16 protein-coding genes are annotated in these 21153 nt (G+C 69.7%); 7 read left to right on the top strand and 9 right to left on the bottom strand.

Features of this window, described 5'->3' with window-relative positions:
• Positions 1-17 precede the first annotated feature (17 nt).
• Positions 18-2465: an LPS-assembly protein LptD gene (locus MXC99_RS15470; protein ID WP_247726299.1), complete on the bottom strand. Its 2448-nt coding sequence runs from the start codon at positions 2463-2465 to the stop codon at positions 18-20.
• A gap of 103 nt (positions 2466-2568) precedes the next feature.
• Here MXC99_RS15470 and MXC99_RS15465 point away from each other — a divergent pair, with 103 nt between their 5' ends.
• The 4 genes from MXC99_RS15465 (at position 2569) to MXC99_RS15450 (ending at position 7003) form a co-directional block, all read left to right on the top strand.
• Positions 2569-3609, top strand: a complete 1041-nt coding sequence (locus MXC99_RS15465) for an aminoglycoside phosphotransferase family protein (protein ID WP_247726298.1) — start codon at positions 2569-2571, stop codon at positions 3607-3609.
• 66 nt (positions 3610-3675) lie between these two features.
• Positions 3676-4356, top strand: a complete 681-nt coding sequence (gene murU, locus MXC99_RS15460) for an N-acetylmuramate alpha-1-phosphate uridylyltransferase MurU (RefSeq protein WP_282100163.1) — start codon at positions 3676-3678, stop codon at positions 4354-4356.
• 69 nt (positions 4357-4425) lie between these two features.
• Positions 4426-5766 carry an aminopeptidase P N-terminal domain-containing protein gene (locus MXC99_RS15455; protein ID WP_247726296.1) on the top strand — a complete coding sequence of 447 codons (1341 nt, stop codon included), beginning with the start codon at positions 4426-4428 and terminating at the stop codon, positions 5764-5766.
• On the top strand, positions 5759-7003 hold the full coding sequence (locus MXC99_RS15450) for an FAD-dependent monooxygenase (protein ID WP_247726295.1): 1245 nt from the start codon (positions 5759-5761) through the stop codon (positions 7001-7003). The genes MXC99_RS15455 and MXC99_RS15450 overlap by 8 nt, the downstream gene beginning before the upstream one ends.
• A 48-nt stretch (positions 7004-7051) precedes the next feature.
• On the opposite strand, the gene MXC99_RS15445 is transcribed toward MXC99_RS15450, so the two are convergent.
• The 3 genes from MXC99_RS15445 to xth form a co-directional block, all read right to left on the bottom strand.
• On the bottom strand, positions 7052-7243 hold the full coding sequence (locus tag MXC99_RS15445) for a YgaP family membrane protein (RefSeq protein ID WP_247726294.1): 192 nt from the start codon (positions 7241-7243) through the stop codon (positions 7052-7054).
• A gap of 114 nt (positions 7244-7357) precedes the next feature.
• A complete protein-coding gene (locus MXC99_RS15440) occupies positions 7358-8062 on the bottom strand; it encodes a Crp/Fnr family transcriptional regulator (RefSeq protein ID WP_247726293.1) in 705 nt (234 codons plus the stop codon).
• A gap of 45 nt (positions 8063-8107) precedes the next feature.
• Entirely contained in the window at positions 8108-8872 is a 765-nt protein-coding gene (gene xth / locus MXC99_RS15435) for an exodeoxyribonuclease III (RefSeq protein WP_247726292.1), read from the bottom strand.
• Positions 8873-9108: 236 nt separating this feature from the next.
• On the opposite strand from xth, the gene MXC99_RS15430 reads away from it, so the two are divergent.
• Positions 9109-10200: a methyl-accepting chemotaxis protein gene (locus tag MXC99_RS15430; RefSeq protein WP_247726291.1), complete on the top strand. Its 1092-nt coding sequence runs from the start codon at positions 9109-9111 to the stop codon at positions 10198-10200.
• Positions 10197-12383: a putative bifunctional diguanylate cyclase/phosphodiesterase gene (locus tag MXC99_RS15425; protein ID WP_247726290.1), complete on the top strand. Its 2187-nt coding sequence runs from the start codon at positions 10197-10199 to the stop codon at positions 12381-12383. Before MXC99_RS15430 ends, MXC99_RS15425 begins: the two co-directional genes overlap by 4 nt.
• A 21-nt stretch (positions 12384-12404) precedes the next feature.
• On the opposite strand, the gene MXC99_RS15420 is transcribed toward MXC99_RS15425, so the two are convergent.
• The 4 genes from MXC99_RS15420 to MXC99_RS15405 all read right to left on the bottom strand — a co-directional run bounded on the left by MXC99_RS15420 (position 12405) and on the right by MXC99_RS15405 (position 17878).
• A complete protein-coding gene (locus MXC99_RS15420) occupies positions 12405-14513 on the bottom strand; it encodes a M3 family metallopeptidase (protein WP_247726289.1) in 2109 nt (702 codons plus the stop codon).
• A 141-nt stretch (positions 14514-14654) separates the two neighbouring features.
• Positions 14655-15428, bottom strand: a complete 774-nt coding sequence (locus tag MXC99_RS15415; RefSeq protein ID WP_247726288.1) for a DUF2189 domain-containing protein — start codon at positions 15426-15428, stop codon at positions 14655-14657.
• A gap of 179 nt (positions 15429-15607) precedes the next feature.
• Positions 15608-16870 carry an MFS transporter gene (locus MXC99_RS15410; protein WP_247726287.1) on the bottom strand — a complete coding sequence of 421 codons (1263 nt, stop codon included), beginning with the start codon at positions 16868-16870 and terminating at the stop codon, positions 15608-15610.
• 72 nt (positions 16871-16942) lie between these two features.
• Entirely contained in the window at positions 16943-17878 is a 936-nt protein-coding gene (locus tag MXC99_RS15405) for a phosphoribosylaminoimidazolesuccinocarboxamide synthase (protein WP_247726286.1), read from the bottom strand.
• A 155-nt stretch (positions 17879-18033) separates the two neighbouring features.
• Here MXC99_RS15405 and MXC99_RS15400 point away from each other — a divergent pair, with 155 nt between their 5' ends.
• Positions 18034-18684, top strand: coding sequence for a hemerythrin domain-containing protein (locus MXC99_RS15400; protein WP_247726285.1), 651 nt, complete (start codon positions 18034-18036; stop codon positions 18682-18684).
• 20 nt (positions 18685-18704) lie between these two features.
• On the opposite strand, the gene MXC99_RS15395 is transcribed toward MXC99_RS15400, so the two are convergent.
• A complete protein-coding gene (locus tag MXC99_RS15395) occupies positions 18705-21113 on the bottom strand; it encodes a molybdopterin-containing oxidoreductase family protein (RefSeq protein WP_247726284.1) in 2409 nt (802 codons plus the stop codon).
• Between the last annotated feature and the right edge of the window lie 40 nt (positions 21114-21153).

Here is a 21153-nt window from a genome sequence, read left to right as displayed (position 1 = left end):
GAGTCGCGTACCGGAGCTTATTCCGAGCCGAAGACGCGGTCGGACGAGGAGTCGTTGATCTTGCCATAGCCCGGCACGCTGCGCGTGATCAGGCCGACCGGGTTGGAGCCGATGCTGGCGAGGTCGTTGAGTTCGAGTTGGATGAAAACGGCTTTGGTGACGTCGTTCTCGTCGATCGCGAAGCGGTGGATCGCCACCCGGAACGCCCAGCAGCCGCCGTCGTATTCGAGCCCGCCGATGGCTTCGGTGAGGCGGCTTTCCTCGAGGGAATGGGTGAGGCGGCCGACACCGTACCAGCCGCGCCCGATCGGCCACTGTCCGGAGACATCGACATCCTCGAGGCCGACGATGTTTTCGGCAATGCGCAGGTTCGGTGCATAACGGTAGCTGAGGTTGAGCGCCTTGGCGAAGCCGGGCTGGTAGCGCAGGCTGGCGTTGAAGCGCTCGGTTTCGCGGGAGTCGGTGTTGTACTGGACGTAGGAGTCGAGCGACAGCGTCCTCGAGATCCGCCCGCCGAGCCCGCCGAGCAGTTCGGCGCCGTTGCCGGCCGGGCGCAGCTCGTCCCGGTCGAACAGGTAGACTTCCTGGTCCGAGAAGTAGTAGCGCTGGCCGATCAGCGCGCGCAGGCGCTCGATGCCGGTCCCGGCTTCGATGAAGCGGGTGGTCAGGGTGGCGGTCAGATCGTTGGCGTCGCCGATGCGGTCGCTGCCCGAGTAGCGGTTTTCGGCAAACAACTGGGTGAAGCCGACGTCCAGGCGGCTGGTGTCGAACAGCGGAATGTCGTCCTGTCGGCGCGAGGGAATGCGCAGGTAGTACAGCCGCGGCTCGAGCGTCTGCAGGTAGTCGCCGTCGAAGATGCGGGTTTCGCGCTCGAAGAACAGGCCGGAGTCGACCGAGAGGATCGGCACCGTACGCGAAATCGAGTCGCGTGCCGCGGCGTTGAGCGGCGAGCGCTCGACGTCGTAGCGGGTGTGGTGGACGCCGGCCTTGGGGGTGAGGAACCAGGCCGCGCCTTCGAGCGGCAGCGAGAGCTGGGGATAGGCGACGGCGCGGGCGGCTTCGTCCTTGTCCGTGTCCGCATCGGGGTGTTCGAAGCGGACGTACTCGGTCTTGAGCGCCGCCGCCAGCCCGCCCGGCAGGTCCGGCCGCAGCGCCGACAGCTGCAGCTGCGGCAGGCGGCGGTAGGGGGAGATGTTGCGCGTGTCGGGGTCGGGGTTGAGCGTCTGGTAGCTCTGCGCCAGCGCCGAGGCGTTCCACCAGCCGCCGGTGTAGAGCAGGCGCCCTTCGCGCAGCAGGTTGACGCGCGAGGCCACGCCGATGCGCGAGGACAGGTCCTCGAAGTAGCCGTCGTCGGAAACCGCGTTGAGGTCGAGCGAGCCGTAGAGGTTGGGGGCGATCCGGTGCTGGTGCTGGACCGAGCCCAGGCGGCGCTCCTCCCCGGTGGATTTGTCCTTCGCCATCCATTCGACGCGGCTGGTGCCGCGGTAGTCCTCGCCGAGGTAGCGGAATTCACCGCCCAGCTGCAGCCCGCGCCGGCTCATGAAACGCGGGGCGAGGGTGGCGTCGTAGTTGGGGGCGATGTTCCAGTAATAGGGCTGGGTGAAGTCGAGGCCGGTCTTGTTCGAAGTGCCGAAGGTCGGCGGCAGCAGGCCGGACTGGCGCTGGGCGGTGAGCGGGAACTCGGCCCACGGCATCCAGAAGATCGGCACGTCCTTGAACACGATCGAGCTGCCGCGGGCGGTGCCCACTTCGCGGTCGTAGTCGAGTTCGAGCTCGCGGGCCTTGATGTACCAGTCGGGGTCGGTGGCCTGGCAGGTCGTCCAGGTGGCGTTTTCGAGGCGGAACTGGTTCTCGCCTTCGAGCCTGAGCAGGTCGGCTTCGCCGCTGCCCGACACCGAACGCAGGGCGTCGCCCGCGACCCGCGGATCGCGTTCGCGCGACAAGGTGTAGCGCGGCGATTCGAACTGACCCGTGTGCGCGCCGACGACCAGGGTGGCGCGAGGGCCGGCGATCGTGTCCTCGCCCTGGCGGAGAAGGACATTGCCTTCGGCGATGGCCTCGTCGGTGGGCTCGCGGTAGGTCACCTTGTCGGCGGTCAGCACCAGGTCGTCGCGCTGCAGCTCGGCCTCCCCGTCGGCGACCAGCTCGATGCTGCGCGAACCGTGGATGCGCAGCGCGCTGACGGCGGTCGTGCCGGGGGGCAGGGGGGCGGGCGGTGCCTGGCGCTGCGGTGTGGCGGACGGCTGGCCGCCGTTGCCCGCGGCCTGCGGCGCGGGTGCAGGAGCCTGCGCAGGCGCAGGCTTCGTCTGCGGCGGGGTTTTCGTCCGTGGCTGGGCGGGCGCCGGCAGGCGGCCGCGCAGCAGCTCGGGCGACACTTCGAGCGGCGGCAGGCCGGTGGCGAAGCCGGTGCTGGAGATGCACAGCAGCAACAGTGGAATCAGACGTATGCGCGTATTCGGAGCCATCGAAGCCCAGACCTTTCCCGTCGTTCGCAATGTGCGGCTGCCCACCCGAACCACCGTGTTGATAAACTCGCGGATTGTACACGAACACCCGCGGAGAACCCGTTTGCACCGCCTCGAACAGCTCAAGTCCTGGCTCGCCGCCACCTTGCCCGGCCAGCCCTGCGAACTCGCTCCGGCCTCGGCCGACGCCAGCTTCCGCCGTTACTTCCGCGTCCGCTTCGCCGACGGCAGCCCTTCGCGCATCGTCATGGACGCCCCCCCGGACAGGGAGGATGTTCGCCCCTGGCTGCAGGTCGGCGAACTTTTCCGCGCCGCCGGCGCCCATGTCCCCGAAGTGCTGGCGCAGGATCCGGCGCAGGGTTTTCTGCTGCTGTCCGATCTCGGCTCGACCACCTACCTCGCTGCGCTGCAGGCGGAAGGGGCCGGGGCGCGCGGCCCGCAGCGCGCCGCCCACCTCTACGCCGATGCGCTCGGCGCGCTCGCCGCGATCCAGTGCGCCAGCCGTCCCGGCGTGCTGCCCGAATACGACCGCGGCCTGCTGCTGCGCGAAATGCAGCTGTTTCCCGAATGGTACGTCGCCCGCCACAAGGGCGTGGCGCTGACCGATGCCGAGGCGGCGATGCTCGATGCCGCCTTCGAGCGCATCCTCGCCGTCAACCTGGCCGAACCGCAGGTCTTCGTCCATCGCGACTTCCATTCGCGCAACCTGATGCTGCTCGAACCCGGCGACGACCGCGGGGCCAACCCGGGGGTCATCGACTTCCAGGATGCGGTGTACGGCCCGATCAGCTACGACCTGGTGTCGCTGTTCAAGGACGCCTACATCGGCTGGGACGAGGAGTTCGTCCTCGACCTGCTGATCCGCTACTGGGAGGCGGCGAAGAAGCTCGGCCTGCCGGTACGCGCCGAGTTCGCCGACTTCCACCGCGACTTCGAGTGGATGGGCGTGCAGCGCCACCTCAAGGTCCTCGGCATCTTCGCCCGCCTGTGCCACCGTGACGGCAAGGATGGCTACCTCGCCGACATGCCGCGGGTGATGGACTACCTGCGCCGCGCGTGCAAGCGCTGGCGCGACCTCGGCCCGCTGCTGAAGCTGCTCGACCGCCTCGAGCCCGAGGACGTGCAGGTCGGCTACACCTTCTGAACCGAGGTCGCCATGCCGGCCCCGCCGATTCCCCCGTCGCCTGCGCCCCGCCCCATGACCAAAGCCATGATCCTCGCCGCCGGTCGCGGCGAGCGGATGCGCCCGCTCACCGACCATACGCCCAAGCCGCTGCTCGAAGCCGGCGGCAAGCCGCTGATTGTTTGGCATATCGAGCGCCTCCGCGAAGCCGGCTTCACCGAGCTCGTGATCAACCACGCCCACCTCGGCCACCGCCTGGAAACGGTGCTCGGCGATGGCAGCGCCTTCGGCGTGCGTATCGCCTGGTCGCCCGAGCGCTCTGCGCTGGAAACCGCCGGTGGCATCCGCCACGCCCTGGCGCTGCTTGGCGATGCGCCTTTCGTGGTGGTCAACGGCGACGTCTTCTGTGACGCCGACTTCGCCGCGCTGCGTGCCGCCGCCGCAAGCCTGCACGCAAAGAGTCCGCTCGCCCACCTGCTGCTGGTCGACAATCCGGACCATCACCCGGGCGGCGACTTCCACCTCGATGGCGCAGGGCGCATCGATGCCGACGGAACTCCCCGCCTGACCTTTTCCGGCATCGGCGCCTACCACCCGGCGCTGTTCGCCGGACTGGCCGACGACACGCCGGCAAAACTCGCCCCCTTGCTGCGCGCGGCGATGGCCGCCGATCAGGTGCGCGGCGAGCATCACCGCGGGCGCTGGATCGATGTCGGCACGCCCGCACGCCTGGCCGGACTCGACCGCGAACTCGCCCGCCAGGACTGAACTCCGGATCGATGCCGTGCCGGGAAGCCGAAACGCTCCCGCCGCGCCGCCAGTGCCATAATTCCGCGCATGAACACACCGAACGCCACTTTCGATCCCGCCCCCTTCCGCGCCCGCCGCGCCCGTCTGTTCGAACGCATGCAGGCTGCCGGCGGCGGTGTCGCCATTCTCGCCACCGCGCCGGAGCGGGTGCGCAACCGCGACACCCACTATCCCTACCGCCACGACAGCTACTTCTACTACCTCACCGGCTTTCGCGAGCCCGAAGCCGTCGTCGTGCTGGTCGCGGGGGCGGCGCCGAAGCAGATCCTGTTCTGCCGCGAAAAGAACGAAGAGCGCGAGATCTGGGACGGCTACCGCCACGGCCCGGAAGCGGCGCGCGCGGCTTTCGGCTTCGACGAGGCGTGGACCATCGGCGATCTGGAAAAGCGCCTGCCCGACTACCTCGCCGACCAGCCCCTGCTGTGGACCGGCCTGGGCTACGACAACGACTGGGACGCGCGCGTGCTCGGCGCGCTCAACGCGGTGCGCGACAAGGCCCGCAGCGGGCTTACCCCGCCGCACTCGGTGCGCGACCTGCGCGCCGAGCTCGACGAGATGCGCCTCGTCAAGGACGCCAGCGAGCTGGCGACGATGCGCCGCGCCGCGCAGATTTCCGCCGCGGCCCATTGCCGGGCGATGCGCGCCACCGTTCCGGGGCGCTTCGAGTACGAGATCGAGGCCGAGCTGCTGCATGCCTTTCGCCAGGCCGGCAGCCCCTACCCGGCCTATCCGTCGATCGTCGCCAGCGGCGCCAATGCCTGCGTGCTGCACTACGTCGGCAACGAGAGCCGGATGGAAGACGGCGAGCTGCTGCTGATCGATGCCGGCTGCGAACTCGACGGCTACGCTTCGGACATCACCCGCACCTTCCCGGTCAGCGGCCGCTTCAGCGGGCCGCAGCGGGCCCTCTATGAACTGGTGCTCGCCGCCCAGGCCGCGGCGCAGGGCGCGACCCGCCCCGGCGCGCGCTGGAACGAGCCACACGACGCCGCGGTCGCCGTGCTCGCCCAGGGCCTGCTCGACCTCGGCCTGCTGCGGGGCAGCCTCGATGGCGTGCTCGAAAACGGCGACTACCGCCGTTTCTACATGCACCGCACCGGCCACTGGCTGGGCATGGACGTCCATGACGCCGGCGAATACAAGGTGGGGGGCGAGTGGCGCCCGCTCGCCGAAGGCATGGTGCTGACGATCGAGCCGGGCTGCTACGTCCGTCCCGCCGACGATGTCCCCGAGGCGTTCTGGAACATCGGCATCCGCATCGAGGACGACGCCGTGGTCACCGCCGGCGGTTGCGAGCTGATCACCGCCGACGCGCCCAAGACGGTGGCCGACATCGAGGCGCTGATGCGCGAGGCGCGCCATGGCTGAGGGTGCAGACGAGCGGATTCACGACCTCCTGATCGTCGGCGCCGGCCCGGTCGGCCTGGCGTTGGCGCTGGCGCTGAAGGACGCCGGCCTCGATGTCGTCCTCGTCGATGCGCGCGCGCGGGCGGCCGTCGCTGCGGACCCGCGCGATCTCGCCCTTGCCCACGGCAGCCGGCTGACGCTGGAGCGGCTGGGGGTGTGGGAGGCGATCCCGAAGACCGCGATCGAGCACATCCACATCTCGCAGCAGGGCGGACTCGGGCGAACCCTGATCGACGCCGAGGAGCACGGCCTGCCGGCGCTGGGCTATGTTGCCTCCGCAGGCGCGCTCGCCGCCGCGCTGCGCGCTGCGGTCGATGCTGGCGGCATTACGGTGATGGACGAAACCGAAGTCACCGGCCTCATCCCGGCGGCCGATGCGGTCACCGCCCGCCTCGGCGGCGCGGGGCGGCCGGCGGCCACGCTGCGCGCCCGGCTCGCCGCCTGCGCCGAAGGCGGGCTGGGCGCGGACGACCCGGAAGTGACCGAACTCGACTACCGCCAGGATGCGCTGATCGCCGCGCTCGAGGTGGCCGGCGGTCATCGCCATACCGCCTTCGAGCGCTTCACCGGCGAAGGCCCGCTCGCCCTGCTGCCGCGGGGCGAGGGCTATGCGCTGGTGCATGTGGTCCGCCGCGAGAGCGCCGATGCACTGCTTGGCCTCGATGACGTGGCCTACCTCGCCCGTCTGCAGGCCCACCTCGGTCACCGCGTTCGCCTCACCGGCGTCGGTCCGCACCGGCGCTACCCGCTGCAGCTGCGCTACCGGCGCGCGGTGACCGGGGTGCGCACGGTGTGGCTCGGCAATGCCGCCCAGACCCTGCATCCGGTCGCCGGGCAGGGCTTCAATCTGGCGTTGCGCGACGTGTGGACGCTGGCCGAACTGCTGCAGCGGCGCAAGGCGGAGGCGGCGGCGCGGGCGGTTGCGGGGACGAAAGAGGCCGGGGTGAAAGGGACTGGGTCGAAAGAGGCTGCGTTCGATCCCGGGTGCGCGGCGCTACTTGCGGCCTACGCGCGCGGGCGCGACCTCGACCGCTTCGGCACGATGCGCTTCACCGATACCCTGGCGCGCGTGTTCAGCAACGATTTCGCGCCCCTGCGCCATGCGCGCGGCGCGGCCTTGTTCGCCCTCGATCTGCTGTCGCCGCTGCGCGGCTTCGTCGCCCGGCGGATGATGTTCGGCGCCCGCGCCTGGCCCTGAGGCCGGGAGCGGGCGCCGAAGCGCGCAACGGGGACTGTGGGAGGGCGGCTACTTCTTCTGCAGCGGGCAGGTGCTCATCCCGAACAGGCCATACGCCGGGCACCAGCCCATCAGCCCGGTGGCGAGCGGAATCACGCCGATCCAGGCCCACACCGGGCCGCCGAACAGCGCCCAGGCGACGAGCGCGATGCCGATCACGATGCGAACGATCTTGTCGATGCCGCCGACGTTGGTTTTCATGTGCTTCTCCTGGGTAACGAGGTGGAAAACGGCTGGAACACGCTTCCATTGAAGCACGCGATCGCGCCCGGGTCTGTGACCAGAGTTACAGAGCCGGGCGCGCCGCCGGGACGCTCAGCCGGCGCTTCTGGCCGGCTCTCCGCTCGCCGTCCGGCGCAGTCCGGCGGGGTCGAGGATTTCCACCTGCTCGCGCCCGAGCCGCACCAGCCCCTGGTCGGCGAAGCCTTTCAGCAGCCGGCTGACGATCTCGCGCACGCTGCCGAGCTCGTCGGCGAGCTGCTGGTGGGTCAGGTGCAGGGTCCGCCCCTTGCCCAGCAGCTGTGCCGCCAGACGCTGGTCGAGGCGGCGGAAGGCGACTTCCTCGATCAGCTGCATCAGCCCGGCGATGCGCTCGGCGAAGAGGTGGAAGACGAATTCGCGGAACGGGCGTTCGTCGAGCAGCTCCTCGAACACCGCCTGCGGCAGCAGCATCAGCACGGTGTCACTCTCGGTGACGCCACGGGCCCGGTAGTCCTCGCGGCCGAGGAGGCAGGAGGTCGAGAGAATGCAGGTCTCGCCGCTGCCGACCCGGTACAGCGGCAGCTCGCGGCCGTTGGGAGCGGATTTGACGACGCGGATCGAGCCGTCGACGACGAACGGGAAACCTTCGCAGGCCTGGTGCTCGTCGAACAGGCAGGTGCCGCCGGGAACGCGCATCCAGCGCGCGGCTTCGAGCAGGCGCCGGCGCCCGGAGGGCGAGAGGGCGGCGAGCACCGGGTAGCCCTCGTCGAGCCGGGCGAGGGGCATGCCCGCTGGTGCGCTCGGGTGCGCGGCGCTCATCGCCGGTACGTTCCGGAGGGAAAAAAGCGTGTCATCGGGATGTCCTCAGGCCAGTTCCAGGACCACCGGCGCATGATCCGAAGGGCGCTCGAGCCGGCGCGGGGCTTTGTCCACGGTGCAGCTGCGGCAGGCCGGACGCAGCGCCGGCGACACCAGCAGGTGGTCGATGCGCAGGCCGAAGTTGCGGCGGAAAGCGAGCATCCGGTAGTCCCACCACGAGAAGCTGCGCTCGGGCTGTTCGAACAGGCGGAAGGCGTCGATCAGGCCGAGATCGAGCAGGGCGCGGAAGGCGGCGCGCTCGGGCGCGGAGACGTGGATCTCGTCCTTCCAGTCGGGATGGGCGTCGCGCTCCTCGGGGGCGATATTGAAGTCGCCGGCGAGCACCAGGCGCTCGTGCGTCTGCAACTCCCCGCGCAGCCAGACGGTCAGCGCGCCGAGCCAGCGCAGCTTGTAGTCGAACTTGTCCGAGCCGACCGCCTGGCCGTTGGGGAAGTAGCCGCACACGACCCGCACGCCGTCGATGGTGGCGGCGATCAGGCGCTTCTGCTCGTCCTCGAAGCCGGGAATGTTGCGCACCACGCTGGCCGCATCGATCGGCCGTGGACTGAGGATGGCGACGCCGTTGTAGGTCTTCTGGCCGACGAAGGCGGCGTGGTAGCCGACCGCCTCCAGTTCGGCGGCCGGAAACGCCTTGTCCTCGAGTTTCAGTTCCTGCAGGCACAGCGCATCGGGTTTGTGGGCGGCCAGCCAGTCGAGCACCTGGGGGAGGCGCACTTTCAGGGAGTTGATGTTCCAGGTGGCGATTTTCATGGATCGTCCGAATGTCCGATGGATTCGATGAGCCGGGCCGGCTCGCCGCCGGCCATTGTGCCATTGCGCTTTGCGGCGGGGTGGGCTGCGGGGAATGTGTTTGGTGCGGGGCGTTGTCGGGTAGTCCGAAGGGGGCCGCCGGAATTAAGCTATATCAAGCTGTGATCTTAATTCCCAAGTAAAATGCTCAACTAAATCGAAGGGCAAAACAATACCGATCACCGAGGAGGCGTTCCATGTTTTCTGCAAAGCTCACACAGTTTCTGTTTCGACCCGGGGCGGGTGCCCAGCGCGACCATGCCTGGCTGCAGTCGCGCGTGGCGCAACTCGAAGCCGAAGGCGCGGCGCTGCGCGATGAAGTTGCGGCGTTGCGCGAGGAGCGCGGCGCGCTGGGTGGGGTGTTTTCCAGCCTGTCCAGCTTCGGCGCTTCGCTGGGCGGGGTGCGCGAATCCTTTCTCGGCCTGGCGGTGACCCTCAACCAGGAAAAATCCTCGGCGCTGGAGGCCGCCGCCCAGTCGGAAAGCAGCCGTGTCGCCTTCGAGCAGATGGCGGGCAACCTGCGCAGCCTGTTCGACCGCATGAGCGAGGCTTCGCGCAACGTCGATGTGCTGATGCAGCGCACCGGCGAGATCGGCGGCATCGTGCGCCTGATCAAGGAGATCGCCGATCAGACCAACCTGCTCGCGATCAATGCCGCAGTCGAGGCCGCGCGGGCCGGCGAGGCCGGGCGGGGCTTCGCGGTGGTCGCCGACGAAGTGCGCAAGCTGGCCGAGCGTACGGCGAAGGCGACCACCGAGATTTCCGGCCTGGTCGGCAGCATCCAGGGAGAAACCCACAGCGCCAGGACGGTGATGGAAGCCGGGGCCGAGGATGCCAGCCGCTATTCGGCGGAGAGCGAGCTTGCCGTGGGCAGCATGTCGCGCCTGTTCGAGTTGTCGCAGCGCATGGAGCAGGCGGTGTCTTCGTCGGCGTTGCTGTCCAATGTCGAGCTGGCGAACATCGAGGAGTTGATCCTCAAGCTCGAAGTCTACAAAGTGTTCCTCGGAGTCTCGAACATCCGCCCGGATGATCTGCCCGACGAAAAGCACTGCCGCCTCGGGCAGTGGTATTACGACGGCGAGGGGCGGGAGCATTTTGCCGGGCTGCCCGGCTATGCCGCGCTGGAAAAACCGCATCGCGCCGTGCACACCCATGCCCGCCAGGCGGTGGCTTTCTACTATGAAGGCCGCCTCGACGCTGCGCTCGACCAACTGCAGGCGATGGAACGGGCCAATCTCGCGGTGATGGATGGCATGAGCCGGATCCTGGGCAAGGCAAACGGGCAATGAACGCCGCCAGCGGCAGCGCGATCGCCCGCGAGATGCGGGTCGACGCCGATGAAATCGCCGAGCGCAAGGCCTTCCTGCGCCTGGGCGAGGATGACGCCGCATCCTTGCGGGCGGTGCACGCGGCGATCGGAGCGCAGGGCCGCCATGGCTTTTCCGATGCGTTCTACGCTGCGCTGCGAAGCCGTCCGGCGCTGGCGGCACTGCTGCGCGACGATGCCACCGTGGCGCGGCTGAAGGCGGCGCACGAGCGCTATTTCCGCGAGCTGACCGCAGGCGAATATGGCACCGACTACGTCGCGCGCCGGCTCGAAGTGGGCGTCACCCATGCGCGCATCGGCCTCGAACCGAAGTGGTACGTGGGGGCCTTCCGCGAATACCTGTCGGGCATGATCGACACCTTGTGGACGCACAGCGATGGGCGCCGCGAACAGTTCGTTCCGGCCTTCGACGCCCTGCTCAAGGTCGCCCTGTTCGATCTCGGGCTGACCCTGGACACCTACATCCACGCCGACAAGCGGCGCATCGCGCTGCGCGACCGGGCGATCGAATCGAGCGTCAACGGCGTGTTCATCGCCGACGCCGGCCAGCCGTGCTATCCGCTGATCTACGTGAACCCGGCGTTCGAGCGGGTGCTCGGCAGCACGGCGGGCACGATCGTCGGCAAGCCCTGCATCTGCCGCGACGAAGTCGCCGACGGCTATGCCGAGATCCGCCGCGCGATCGCCCACGGCACCGAAGGCAACACCGTGCTCCGCCTGCGCCGCGCCGACGGCGAGCGGCGCTGGATCGAGCTCTTTCTGGCGCCGGTGCGCAGCGAGGCCGGTGCGGTCACCCACTTCGTCGGCGTGCTCAACGACGTCACCGACCGCAAGGACGCCGAGGCGCGGCTGAGCCACCTCGCCAACCACGACCCGCTCACCGGGCTGCCCAACCGCAATCTGCTCCACGACCGCCTTGCCCATGCGATCACGCGGCGCGGGGAAGGCTTGAGCGCGGTGCTGTTCCTCGACCTCGACCGGTTCAAACTGATCAACGACAGTTACGGCCACGATGTCGGCGACGAACTGCTGCGCGCGGTGGCTGCGCGGCTGCAGCACTGCCTGCGCGCCGAGGATACGGTGGCGCGGCTGGGCGGCGACGAGTTCGTGGTGCTGCTCGAGGATCTGCCGTCGGTCGACGCGGCCGCGGCGATCGCGGGCAAGATCGCCTCCCATCTGTCCGTGCCGGTGACCGTGGGCGAGCGCGAGCTGCCGCTCGCGGCCAGTGTGGGCATCGCCCTGCACCCGCGTGACGGATCGGACCCGCAGACCCTGCTGAAGCATGCCGATACCGCGATGTACCGTGCCAAGGAGGCGGGACGGGGTGGCTTCTGCTTTTTCGCTGCCGACATGAATGCTCAGGCGCTGCAGCGCCTGACGCTGGAAAACGACTTGCGCCGGGCGCTCGATAACGGCGAGCTCGAAGTCTTCTATCAGGCTCAGGTGGCGCTCGTTGACGGCCGCCTGACCGGGGCCGAGGCGCTGGTGCGCTGGCGCCACCCGGAGAAGGGGCTGGTGCCGCCGGCGGCCTTCATTCCGGTGGCGGAGGAAACCGGCCTCATCGTCAGCCTTGGCGAGCAGGTGCTGCGCGCCGCCTGCCATCAGCTCGCCACCTGGCAGCGCCAGGGCCTGCCACGCCTGACGGTGGCGGTGAATCTGTCACCGCGCCAGTTCCGCCAGCCCGATCTGGTGGACCGGGTTACCGCGATCCTCGCCGAAACCGGCGCCGATCCGGACTGGCTGGAGCTGGAGATCACCGAGAGCGCGGCAATGCAGCACGCCGAGGAAACCATCGGGGCGCTGCGCCGGCTGCGCGAGATGGGCGTCTCGCTGGCGATCGACGACTTCGGCACCGGCTATTCCTCGCTGTCCTACCTGAAGCGCTTCCCGATCGACAAGCTCAAGATCGACCGTTCCTTCGTCCAGGGCGTGCCCGGCAACGGCGACGACGCCGCGATCGTGCAGGCGATCATCGCGATGGCCCGCAGCCTCGGCCTGGCGCTGCTCGCCGAAGGGGTGGAAAGCGCGGCCCAGCGCGACTTCCTGCAGGCGCAAGGGTGTGCGGTCGCGCAGGGCTGGCTGTTCGGCCGGGCCGTGCCCGCGGCCGCCTTCGAGCGCGACCACCTGGCCGGGCACGGCGCCTGAACGCGCCCGCCGCGCCGCGGCTCAGGCCGGCGTCACCATGCCGTTGTGGCGCAGCAGGGCGTCGACGCGCGGTTCACGGCCGCGGAAGGCCTTGAACGACTCCAGCGCCGGGCGGCTGCCGCCCACCGCCAGGATCTCGCGCCAGAAGCGCGCGCCGGTCTCCGCGTCGAGCAGGCTGCCCTTGCCCGCGCCGGCTTCCTCGAACGCTTCGAAGGCGTCCGCCGACAACACTTCGGCCCACTTGTAGCTGTAGTAGCCCGCGGCGTAGCCGCCGGCGAAAATGTGCGAGAAGCTGTGCGGGAAGCGGTGCCAGGGCGGCGGAATCAGCACCGCCACTTCACCGCGCACCTCGTCGAGCAGGGCCATCACGCGCTCGATCGGCACCGGCCCCGAGCTTGCGTCCACCTCGGCGTGCAGGCGCAGGTCGAACAGCGAGAATTCGAGCTGGCGCACGGTCTGCATGCCGCTCTGGAAGTTCTTCGCCGCGATCATCTTGTCGTAGAGCGCGCGCGGCAGCGGTTCGCCGCTGTCGACGTGGGCGGTCATGCCCTGCAGCACGTCCCATTCCCAGCAGAAGTTCTCCATGAACTGGCTGGGCAGCTCGACCGCGTCCCACTCGACGCCGTGGATGCCGGACACCGCGAGCTCGTCCACCTGGGTGAGCAGGTGGTGCAGGCCGTGGCCGCACTCGTGGAACAGCGTCAGCACGTCGTCGTGGGTGAAGGTGGCGGGCCTGCCATTGACCGGACCGGGGAAGTTGCACACCAGGTAGGCGAGCGGCGTGTCGCTGCCCCAGACGTCGCGGTGGCGGCTGCGCGCCGAGTCCATCCAGGCGCCGCCGCGCTTGGTGCTGCGGGCGTGGAGGTCGAGATAGAAGTGCCCCACCAGCGCTGCGTCCTTCTCGATGCGGAAGAAGCGCACGTCCGGGTCCCACTTCGGCGCCTCGTCGGGGAGGATGTCGACGCGATACAGCGCGCGGATCACGCCGAACAGGCCGTCGAGCACCTTGGGCTCGGGGAAGTACTGCTTCACCTCCTGGTCGGAATAGGCGTAGCGCTTCTCCCGCAGTTTCTCGGAAGCGTAGGCAAGGTCCCAGGGTTCGAGGGTGTCGAGGCCCAGCTCGGCCCTGGCGAAGGCCTTTAATTCCTCCAGATCCTGCTCGGCGAACGGTTTGGCGCGGGCGGCGAGCTCGTGCAGGAAGGCGAGCACCTGCGCGGGGCTATCGGCCATCTTCGGCACCAGCGACACCTCGGCGAAGTTGCGGTAGCCGAGCATGTGCGCTTCCTCGTCGCGCAGGGCGAGGATGCGGCCGATCAGCGGGCCGTTGTCCAGTTCCGGCTTGCCGAGCTCGGAGGCGCGGGTGGCGTAGGCGCGGTACATGCGCGCGCGCAGGGCGCGGTCGTCGGCGTACTGCATCACCGGCAGGTAGGCGGGCATCTGCAGGGTGAACTTCCACCCCGGCCTGCCCTCGGCTTCGGCCGCGGCGCGGGCGGCTTCGCGCGCGTCCTCGGGGATGCCGGCAAGGCCGGTTTCGTCCTCGATCCACTCGGCGTGGGCGTTGGTGGCGTCGAGCAGGTTCTCGGAGAACTTGGCCGCCAGTTGCGACTGCTCTTCCTGGATCGCCTGGAAGCGCGGCTTCTGCGCATCGGGCAGTTCCGCGCCGGAGAGGCGGAAGTCGCGCAGGGCGTGCTCGAGGATGCGCTGGCGCACCGGCGACAGGGTGGCGAACGCGGGGCCGTCATGCAGCGCCTTGTACTTCCGGAACAGCGCCAGGTTCTGCCCGACCTCGGCGTAGAAGCGCGAGACCTCGGGCAGCATCGCGTTGTAGGCCTCGCGCCATTCGGGCACGTCGAGCACGCTGTGGAGGTGGCCGACCACGCCCCAGGCGCGCGACAGGCGCTCGCCGGCCTCGTCCATCGGGCCGACGAAACCGTCCCAGCTCGGCGGTGCCGGGTCGGCGGTGAGGCGCTCGATCAGCCTGCGGTTCTCGTCGATCAGGCTGCGGATCGCGGGCTCGACATGCATCGGGCGGATGTCGCCGAAGCGCGGCAGGCTGCTGAAGTCGAGCAGGGGGTTGGCGGAGGCAGGCGGGGGGGAGGAAGGCAGGTGGGGCGTGGCGCTGTCGTGCATCGATGAACCTTGGTGAGGATCCGTTCCGGGTCGTGGGGAGGGCATTGTGCCGCAAAAAAGCCGGCGGACGCCGTTCCTGGCGCCCGTCGGCCGCTCGCAAGGAGAGGGGCGGCTCGGGGCCGTGAGGCGCGCCCGCTGCGTTCAGCGCATCAGCTCGCGGTAGGCATGCCAGCTGGCGTGCCCGAGCAGCGGCAGCAGGATCACCATGCCGACCATCATGGTGGCGAAACCGACCGCGACCAGGCCGACGATGATCGCCGCCCACAGCGCCATCGCCGCCGGGTTGACCGCGACCGCGCGCAGGCTGGCCATCGCCGCGGTGACGATATCGACCTTGCGGTCGATCAGCATCGGCACCGCCGTCACCGACAGCGCGAACACCACCGTGGCGAGGATCGCGCCGACCACGAGGTAGGCGGCGACGAAGGGCAGGTGCTCGCCGGACAGGAACACGCTGCGGAAGAAGTTCGACAGGTCGGCGACGTTGCCGTCGTAGAACAGGGCGAACAGCACCGCCGAGATGCGCTCCCAGCCGATCAGCGCGATCGCGAGGAAGGCGCCGAAGTAGGCCAGGCCGTCGGCGTGGCCGCGCAGGCCGCGCAGCGAGCCGAGAAACGAGACCGGATGCCCCTGCTCGTGCTGGCGGGAAATCTCGTACAGCCCGGCGGCGGCGACCGGCCCGATCAGGAAGAAGCCCGAGATCGCCGCGGTGAACAGGTAAGGCAGTCCTGCCGCGTAGGACAGGAGCAGGTAGCCGAGCGCGGCCAGGATCACCCCGTAGGACAGGCTCGCGCCCAGGTTCTCGCGCATGTCTTCCCATCCCGCGCGAAGCCACAGCAGCGGCCGGTCGATGCCGACTTCGCGCACGTGGGGCAAGTGAAAGTGCTGTTCCAGGGTCTCAAAAGGCTTGTCCATGGCTCGCTCCGCTTGATCAGCATCGGTCGGGGGGGCGGCCCGGCTGCGGATTGGGAGGCAGCCGGGCCGATTCTTAGAGTAGACCGGCCGGGGCGAGTTCGCGAATGCGATTTGTTCCGTGTCCAAACCATGTACGGCGTACTGCACCGCGCGGGTGCCTTCGGCCTTGCGCTGGCGGCTCAGGCGCCTGGCTTCCAGATGTTGCGGCACCCCGTTTCGCGCAGGAACAAGCTGGCGACGGTGCCGAGCAGGGCGGCGGCGGCGAGCAGGCCGATACCGTGGCGGAAGGTGTCGACCGCATACACGCGAACGCCTTCCACCAGGGTGCCGTCCCAGCCCGCATCCATGACGGCGCCCACGGTGGGCTGGAGCAGCGCGCCGGCGAGAAAGCCGCCCATGTTGGTGACGCTGGTGCTCATCCCCGAGAGCTGGGGCGGGTTCACTTCCTTGGCGCAGGCCCAGGTCAGGGCGAAGCTGGCGGTGGCCACACCCATCACGGCGAACAGCGCGTAGGACAACGCGATCGGCATCGATACCGCGGACAGCCACACCAGCCACAGCAGGCTGTACAACACGGAGGAGGCGATCAGCACCGGCTTGCGCCGGCCGAGGCGGTCCGACAGGGTGCCGATCGCCAGGCAGCCGACGGCGAAACCGGCGAAATAGAGCGACACGTGGCTCGCCGCCTCGACCCGGGACAGGCCGTGCACTTGCACCAGATAAGGGGTGGCCCAGAGCCCGGCGAAGGCGAAGAAGCTGCCGGCGATGCCGAAGTTCACCCCCACCGCGGGCCAGGTGGCGCGGTTTCTCAGCACCCCCATCAGGCTGCCGAGTACGGCGGTGCGGTCGAAGCGGGGGGCGGGGGTGTCCGGCGCGCGCGCTTCGCGAACGAAGAACCAGCAGGCGATCCCCAGCAGCACCGACAGGACGGCGGCGCCGAAGAACACCCCGCGCCACGAGGCGACCTGTGCGATGGCGGCGAGCGGTGTGCCGGCGAGCACCGAGCCGAGGTTGCCGAGCAGCATCGACAGTCCGACCAGGGTGGCGAAGCGGCGCTCGTCGAACCACACCGCGATCAGCTTGAGCATCGCGATGAACACCACCGACACGCCGAGCCCGACCAGGGTGCGCCCGACCAGCGCGGTGTCCAGGTTCGGGGCGAAGCCGAACAGCGCGCTGCCGGCCCCGGCCACCAGCCCCCCCAGCAGCAGGATGCGGCGCGGCCCCAGGGTGTCGACGAGGATGCCGGTCGGCACCTGCATGATCGTATACACGTAGAAATAGGTCGCGGCGAGCACACCGAGCGACGCCGCGCTGGTGTGAAAGGCCGCGGCCAGGTCCTGGGCGATGCCGGCGGGGGCGAAGCGATGGAAGAAGGACAGCATGTAGGCGGCGATGACCACGGCCAACGCCAGGCTGCGGCTGGAAGCGGATGTCTGCATGGGGACTCCGGAGGAAAAAGGGCGCCTCGTGGGCGCCCCTTTGTCGTGATCGTAGCGGAAACGGCGGTGGATTCAGTCCAGCGTGCGCCCGGTCAGGCGCTCGTAGGCTTCGCGGTACTTGGCCGCGGTACGCTCGATGACCTCGGCAGGCAGGCGCGGCCCCGGCGCGGTCTTGTTCCAGTCCAGCGTTTCCAGGTAGTCGCGCACGAACTGCTTGTCGAAGGACGGCGGGCTGATCCCTTCGCGGTAGCTGTCGGCGGGCCAGAAGCGCGACGAGTCGGGCGTCAGCGCTTCGTCGATCAGGTGCAGCGTGCCGGCGGCGTCGATGCCGAACTCGAACTTGGTGTCGGCGATCAGGATGCCGCGCCCGACGGCGTAGTCGGCCGCTTCCGAATACAGCGCGATCGCGGCCGCACGCGCCTCGTCGGCGAGCCCGGCGCCGCTCTTGCCGGTGCCGGCGAGGGCGTCCGCGAGCAGCGCCTCGCAGCGTGCCTGGGCCTGGGCGAACGAGATGTTCTCGTCGTGCTCGCCGAAGTCGGCCTTCGACGAGGGGGTGAAGATCGGCGTCGGCAGCTTCGCCGCCTGGGCGAGGCCCGCGGGCAGGGCGATGCCGCAGATCGCCCCGGTGGCCTGGTAGTCCTTCCACCCCGAACCGATCACGTAGCCGCGCACCACCGCCTCGATCGGCAGCGGCTTCAGGCGCTTCACCACCAGCGCCCGGCCGCGCACCTGCTCGCGCTCGCCGGGCGCGACCACGGTTTCGGGGTCGATGCCGGTGAGCTGGTTGGGGAGGATGTGGCCGAGCTTGTCGAACCAGAAGTTCGCCAGCGCCACCAGCACCCGGCCCTTGTCGGGAATCGGGTCGGGCAGGATCACGTCGAACGCCGACAGGCGGTCGCTGGTCACGATCAGCAGCGTGTCGGCGTCGATCGCGTAGATGTCGCGCACCTTGCCGCGGCCGAGCAGCGGCAGGCTCTTGATGGAAGTTTCGAAAAGGGGCGTCGCCACGGTGGGGCCTCGGTTGCTGGCAAAAGCGGGATTATAGGGGAGTCCGGAATATTGACGAGTGTCAGGGAGAGCCCCCCGCAATCTCCGCACACTGCTGGTTCGGCGCGATGTTGACTGCGCATGGGATCGGGGCGGTACATCAGGATGAATCGACGATGAAGCTGATCAACACATTACAAGACGAACATGCGCTGATCGATCAGGTGCTGGGATCGCTTCGCATCTATGTCGAAGGACTGATCGACGGGACCGCGGACCCGGAGGACGGCAGACGGTTCACCGCGTTTTTCACTGAATTCGCCGGCCATTTCCATCACGATCGCGAGGAGCGCGTGTTCTTCGATGCGCTCGTCACGGAGGCGGAACTACCGGGCGACCGCGGACCCGTGTACGCGGTCGTGCGCGAGCACGCCGAGATGGCGGGGTGGCTGGGCGAGATGGTGCCGCTTCTCGAACAGGGGCCGCAGTGCGAGGACGATCGTGTCCGGCTGCGGGCGCTGGCAACCCGCTACTCGCACGCGCTCTGGCGCCATATCGACGCGGAGAATTCCGTCCTCTATCCGGAGGGGGTCGAGCGCCTTCTCCGCTGCGGCATTCGCGAGCTGCCGGATCGGCCGATGAGCGAGGCCGAGGCGGCCGCGCGTGAGGGCGCTGCGGCCCTGCTCGTCCGTTACCCGCCGCTCGAGGATGCCGCGCTCACGCGCGGTGAGGGGTGTTTCATGTGCCGGGCCTACGGCGAGACCTGCGAGGGACTGGAGGCCGAGTGGTGGACCGAGCTCGAGTGGGATGAGTTTTTCATCCGGTGAAGCAAGCGTGGGTCCTGCCCTCAGCGGTCGAGGACGGGCTCGATCTCGCACAGGCCCGAGCGCAGGGGCTGCGAGCCGCTGACCGGGTCGACGCGGCGGTCGGAGACGAGGCGGCTGTAGTTGGCGCCGTCTTCGGACAGCGCGTCGTAGCAGTCCGCCGTGCCCGGTCCGGCGGGCTGCCACCAGCCGTATTCGACCCATACCACGCGTGCATCGAGCGTATCGTCGAAGCGTGCGCGCAGGCGGATGCTGCCGTGGGCCGAGCGCAGCCGCACCGCATCGCCTTCGGCGATGCCGCGGGCGCGGGCCGCGTCCGGGTGCAGGTGCACCGCGGGTTCGGGCGTGTGCCGGCGCAGCGAAGGGGCCTGGCGGTCCTGGCCGTGGCGGAAGTGGCGCAGTTTGGCGGTGGTCATCACCAGCGGAAAGGCCATGTCCGTGGCAGTGAGCGGCGAATCCGCCGGTTCGACGAAGTCCGGCAGCGGCGCTGCGCCATGCGCGAGCAGCGTTTCGGCGTACAGCTCGATCCGGCCGGTGGGCGTGTCGAACCCTTCGTCCAGGTATTTGCGGTAGCGGGTGGCGGCCGGGTGGGCGAGGCCGCCGGGGTGGGCGCGCAGTTCGTCCAGGTTCAGCCCCAGCGGGGCGAGAATGTGGGCGAGCCCGGCTTCGAGATCGCCCTCCCAGAAGTGCTCGCCCAACCCCAGCCGCTGCGCCAGCTCGAACACCACCCAGGCATCGGGGCGGCTTTCGCCGAGCGGGGCGATCGCCGCCGGGCGCAGCTGAACCCACGATTCCGCGGCCTGGCTGCCTTCGAAGCCGACGCGCAGCGCCTCGCGCTCCCACGGCGTGCAGATCGGCAGCACGAGGTCGGCGAGCGCCGCGGTGGGCGTCAGCGTGAGGTCGGCATAGACGCAGAATTCGAGTGCGGCGAGCGCCTGTGCGGCGCGCTCGGCATCGGCGTGGTTGAGCAGGAAGTCGCGCCCGAAACCGACCAGCGCGCGGATCGGATACGGCTCGTGCTCGAGGATCGCATCCCACAGCGCATCCGAGCCGACCAGCCCCAGCCGTGCCGGGCCCAGGCGCGAGCGCGCAAGGCCGATGCAGCGCGCGCGCTGTGCAGCGGCAAGCAACGCCTTGCCGCTGGCATCGTTGGCGGGGAGCGGGGTGAAGGCGACGTTGCCGCCGGGGGCGTCGAAGCTGCCGGTCAAGGCCATCAGCGTGGCGATTGCGCGGTCAGTCTGGGTGGCGTTGGTGTGCTGGCACACCCCCGCCCAGCAGTAGTAGGACACCGCGGGCGAGGCCTCGTGCAGCAGGCGGGCGAACTGCTCGACCTGGTCGGCCTCGATCCAGCACAACTCGGCGACGCGCTCGGGCGTGTAGGGCGCGCAGGCCTGCTCGAAGAGCGCGTGTGCCGTGTCGCAGCGGACCCGGCCGCCATCGGCGAGGTCCAGTTCGATTCCTGCGGAGAGCAGCGGATCCGGCCCGGCGCCGCCCGCGGTGCGCGTCCCCCGGCGGCAGGCGATCGCCGTGCCGTTGGCCGACAGGGTGACGAAATCGTCCGCGCCCGCCCCTGCCGGCGGCAGGGCGAGCTCGCCCGCGCGCAGGAAGCGGCCGGTGTCGCTGCGCACCAGCAGCGGCCCGTTGCTGAAATCGCGCAGGAAGGCGGCGTCGAACCAGCCCCTGGCCAGCATCATGCGCGCCACCCCGAGCGCGAGCGCGCCGTCCGAGCCAGGGCGCACCCGCAGCCACAGGTCGGCATCGGCGGCGAAGCCGGCCTTGCGCGGGTCGATCACCACCACCCGCGCTCCGCGCTTGCGCGCCGCAGCGATCGACAGCGCGTTGTTGAGCCAGGTCGCGCGCGGGTTGTGCCCCCACAGCACGATGCAGCGGCTGTGGGCGAAATCGGGCGTGGCGATGCCGCGGCCGAAAGTGTGCTGGTGGGTGAAGTCCTTGTGCCAGTTGCAGATTTCGGTGCCGTTGGCGACGTTGGGGCTGCCGAAGGCGTTGGCCAGGCGCTCGATCCAGCGGATGTCGTCGGCGATCGGGGTGCCGCTCGGCGTGGCGATCGCGAACGCCACCGCCTCCGGCCCGGATTCGTCCCGGATGCGCCCGAGCGCCCGGGCGACGCGGTCGAGCGCCTCGTCCCAGGAAATCTCCCGCCAGCCGGGATCGGCGTCGCCCTTGGGCCGCGTGCGCAGCAGCGGGTGCAGCACGCGTTGCGGATCGTAGACCAGCTCCGGCGCCGCGCGCCCTTTCACGCACTGCGCCCGCCCGGTCGGGTGTGCCGGGTCCGGCAGCTGCGCCACCAGGCGCCCGCCCTCCACCACCATGCGCGAACCGCAGCGCGACTTGCACAGGCCGCAGAAGCCGGGGATGGCGCGGCGGGAGGCGGACGATTCCGTCGATGGATGATCGGGCGGGGTGGGGGGCATGATGGGCGGCCCGGAGCAGAGGGCGCCGGGCCGTTCGGGT

It is taken from the genome of Thauera aromatica, assembly GCF_023093595.1.
Classification (GTDB): Bacteria; Pseudomonadota; Gammaproteobacteria; order Burkholderiales; family Rhodocyclaceae; genus Thauera; species Thauera aromatica_A.
This window is presented reverse-complemented; position numbering and strand designations above follow the sequence as displayed.

Excerpts from the sequence above, each read along its gene's own strand:
- MXC99_RS15410 (WP_247726287.1), bottom strand. The coding sequence starts at position 16,870 with ATGCAGACATCCGCTTCCAGCCGCAGCCTGGCGTTGGCCGTGGTCATC.
- MXC99_RS15440 (WP_247726293.1), bottom strand. The coding sequence starts at position 8,062 with ATGAGCGCCGCGCACCCGAGCGCACCAGCGGGCATGCCCCTCGCCCGG.
- murU (WP_282100163.1), top strand. The coding sequence starts at position 3,676 with ATGATCCTCGCCGCCGGTCGCGGCGAGCGGATGCGCCCGCTCACCGAC.
- MXC99_RS15420 (WP_247726289.1), bottom strand. The coding sequence starts at position 14,513 with ATGCACGACAGCGCCACGCCCCACCTGCCTTCCTCCCCCCCGCCTGCC.
- xth (WP_247726292.1), bottom strand. The coding sequence starts at position 8,872 with ATGAAAATCGCCACCTGGAACATCAACTCCCTGAAAGTGCGCCTCCCC.
- MXC99_RS15455 (WP_247726296.1), top strand. The coding sequence starts at position 4,426 with ATGAACACACCGAACGCCACTTTCGATCCCGCCCCCTTCCGCGCCCGC.
- MXC99_RS15425 (WP_247726290.1), top strand. The coding sequence starts at position 10,197 with ATGAACGCCGCCAGCGGCAGCGCGATCGCCCGCGAGATGCGGGTCGAC.
- MXC99_RS15470 (WP_247726299.1), bottom strand. The coding sequence starts at position 2,465 with ATGGCTCCGAATACGCGCATACGTCTGATTCCACTGTTGCTGCTGTGC.
- MXC99_RS15395 (WP_247726284.1), bottom strand. The coding sequence starts at position 21,113 with ATGCCCCCCACCCCGCCCGATCATCCATCGACGGAATCGTCCGCCTCC.
- MXC99_RS15400 (WP_247726285.1), top strand. The coding sequence starts at position 18,034 with ATGAAGCTGATCAACACATTACAAGACGAACATGCGCTGATCGATCAG.
- MXC99_RS15450 (WP_247726295.1), top strand. The coding sequence starts at position 5,759 with ATGGCTGAGGGTGCAGACGAGCGGATTCACGACCTCCTGATCGTCGGC.
- MXC99_RS15445 (WP_247726294.1), bottom strand. The coding sequence starts at position 7,243 with ATGAAAACCAACGTCGGCGGCATCGACAAGATCGTTCGCATCGTGATC.
- MXC99_RS15430 (WP_247726291.1), top strand. The coding sequence starts at position 9,109 with ATGTTTTCTGCAAAGCTCACACAGTTTCTGTTTCGACCCGGGGCGGGT.
- MXC99_RS15415 (WP_247726288.1), bottom strand. The coding sequence starts at position 15,428 with ATGGACAAGCCTTTTGAGACCCTGGAACAGCACTTTCACTTGCCCCAC.